At 73.8% G+C, this 2,918-nt stretch carries 1 protein-coding gene; it reads right to left on the bottom strand.

What is annotated here, in order from left to right; translation table 11 throughout:
* Positions 1 to 332: 332 nt before the first annotated feature.
* Positions 333 to 2,825 carry an FtsX-like permease family protein gene (locus K6I34_RS34835; RefSeq protein WP_229332036.1) on the bottom strand — a complete coding sequence of 831 codons (2,493 nt, stop codon included), beginning with the start codon at positions 2,823 to 2,825 and terminating at the stop codon, positions 333 to 335.
* Positions 2,826 to 2,918 lie beyond the last annotated feature (93 nt).

Raw genomic sequence — 2,918 nt, 5'->3', positions numbered from 1 at the left:
GACGTCGGCTGTCCGTAGGGGGCACCTACGTCGGTTGTCGGCTCTCCGCACGTCCAGGGCGCGCCCCATCAGGGGCGCGGGGAACTGCGCGAGAAGTCCCCACCGGCCCGCAGACGCCGGACGGGCATGGGCGACCGAGCTCGTGGGCGGCTTTTCAGGGGCGCGGGGAACGGCGCGAGCAACCAGCGACAGCCCGCAGACGCCGGACGGACACGAGTGACCGAGCTCGTAGGCGGCATAGAGGGGCGCGGGGAACTGCGCGACAAGCCCCCACCGGGGGCGCACCCGCGCGCGCAGCGCAAGCCGCACCCCAATAGGCGCCCCCAGAAGGATCACCCCCGAGCCGCCTCCACCGGCCGTACCCGAAGCACACGCCACGCAGGGATCAACGTGGCGAGCAGCACCACACCCACCGCCCCCGCGACCACCGTCGCGTAGATCGAGACAGGACCCGACGGCCACCACGTCCCCGCAGCCGCGAGGCTGAAGGGGACCAGCGTCGCACCGGCCGCCAGCGTGCCGAGCAGCAGGCCGACCGCCGTCACCAGCACGCCCTCGACCGTCATCATCCGCAGGACCTGGGCCCGCGTCGCGCCCGTCAGCCGCTGAAGGGCGAATTCCTTGCGCCGGTCCGAGACGGCCACCACAGTCGTGTTGACGACGGAGAGCACCGTGTAGGCGATGAGCATGCCCGCGATCAGGTAATTGACGGATGCCTGCGTGCGGTTGTCGTGGGCGTGGGCCGCCGTGACCGCGTCGCGCGAGCTGACGCGTACGCCCGCGCCCAGCTGATCCGGGTGAAGAGAACCCCGTACCAGGATCTGCGACGGCAGCCCCGCCGTCGTATGCGGAGCCAGCAGCTCCGAGCTCATGTAGGCCGTGTCGTACCCCTCGCGCCCCTCGAAGAGGGCCACGACCCGCAGGTCCACCCGCGTCCCGTCGCCGAGCCGCATCCGGACCGTGTCGCCCACAGCCTTGTGGATACGGTGCGCCTTGCCGGTCGGCAGGGCGATCGCCGCGCCGCGCAGGGCGCCCAGGCTGCCCTCGCGTACGTCCACGGCGAGCGTGCGGTCGACGCCGTCGGCACTGACGCCCTGGAGCGGCAGGCCCTTCTTGCTCTCGTCGCCGTCACGCGGTTCGGTCCAGCCGCTGCTGGTGACGTACGCGCTCGCCGCGGTGACGCCGGGGAGGGCGCGGACGCGGTCGAGGAGGTCCGGGGTGACCACGCCCGCGTCCGTGCTGACCACGGCGTCGGCACGCAGGCTGCTCGCGAACGCCGCGTCCGTCGCCGCGACCGCCGTGGTCTGGAGGTAGAGCTCGCCGGTCGCGATGGCCGCGGCCAGCATCACCGGCATGGCGACGGCCGCCGTCCTGGCAGTGCGTGCGCGGCAGTTGAGCGCCGCCAGGCGCCCGGAGGCGCCGGTGAGCAGCCGGACCGGCCAGTACAGCAGAGCGGTGACGGCCTTGGTGACCCAGGGGCCGAGCAGGGCGAAGGCGATCGCGCAGCACATCACGGTCGGGCCCGCCGTGCTCGCGGCCACCGGGCCGCGCAGGACGAGCGCGGAGACGAGCGCCAGGGCGGTCGTGCCCGCCAGGAAGAGCAGGCCGAGGACGATGCGGGCGGGGTGCAGGCCGGGCTTCTGCACGGCCGCCTCGCCCAGGGCCTCGACCGGCTTGGCCCGCACGGCGCGGACGCTGCCGAGGAGGGTGCCGCCGACGGCGGTCAGCAGCAGCGCGCCGTACGCGGGCATGGCCGGTATCCAGCCCTGCCGGAACTCGACGGTCTCGGCGATCATGCCGGTGTCGACGAGCGTGCCGAAGAGCCACCGCCCGGCGACCGGTCCCGCGAACCAGGCCGCCGCGGCGGCGAGCAGCATGACCAGGAGGGTTTCGCCGAGCAGCATCCGGCGCAGCTGGCGCGAGCTGGTGCCGATGGCGCGGAGCAGGGCGAGCTCACGGCTGCGCTGCTGGGCGGAGAGCGCGACCGTACCGGCCACGACGAACACGGCGACGGCGATGACCAGGCCGCCGACGACGCCGGAGAGAGCGATCAGGTCGCCGCTGCCCTGGGTCACCTCGGGGTGCTCGACGGCGCCCCGGTCGTCGCCGGTCAGCAGCGTGACGGGCGACTGCCCGTCGAGCGCCTCGCGCACGCCCTTGCGTACGGCGTCGAGGTCCGCGCCGGGCGCGAGCGTGACGGCGATGTCGGCGACGCTGTCGGGGCGGCCGGAGAGCCGTACGGCGTCGTCCTGCGCGAAGAAGAGGGTGTGGCGGGGGACGTCGTTCCGCGCGGTGGCCACGCCGCTCACGCGGTACGCGGCGGTGCCGCCGTGTGCGGTGATCTCCACGCGGTCACCGGTCGTGACGCCCGCGCGGCGGGCGGTGGCCGCGTCGAGGACGACCTCGCCGGGCGTGGGCGCGGTGCCGGAGGCGAGGGCGTACGGGGTGAGGGCGGCGGACTCCCAGCCGTGGGCCTCGGCCTTCTCCCCGCGCACGGCGGCGTCGAAGGTGCGCTCGCCGACGGCGGTCCGCACGCCGGGCACGGCCCGGACCTTCTCGACGGCGGTGGCGGGCAGCTCGACCCGCTCGGGCAGGGTGAGCTGCTTCTTGTGCTTCTTGCTGGTGGGTACGGAGTACGTCCGGTCCCCTGTGACCAGCAGCGGCGCCCCCGCGAGCCGCTGCGGCGGCACGTTGTTGCGGATGCCGGTCTCCATGAGACCACCGCACGCCATGACGAAGGTGGCCCCGATGAAGAGCGCGAGGAAGGTGGCCAGGAAGCCGCCCGTACGGTGTCGCAGCGAGCGTGCTGCGAGTTTGCCCATCATCGTGCCGGTGCCCCCGAAGACCTGTGGTGTGCGTACACCGTCAACGGTAGGAAGATCGCAGGTCAGAGCCTATGGGAGCAGCGGGTGGACGGG

The organism is Streptomyces sp. UNOC14_S4, from assembly GCF_020740835.1.
Lineage (GTDB): Bacteria > Actinomycetota > Actinomycetes > Streptomycetales > Streptomycetaceae > Streptomyces.
Note: the sequence above shows the minus strand (reverse complement) of the source record. Positions and strands in the feature narration are given on the sequence as shown.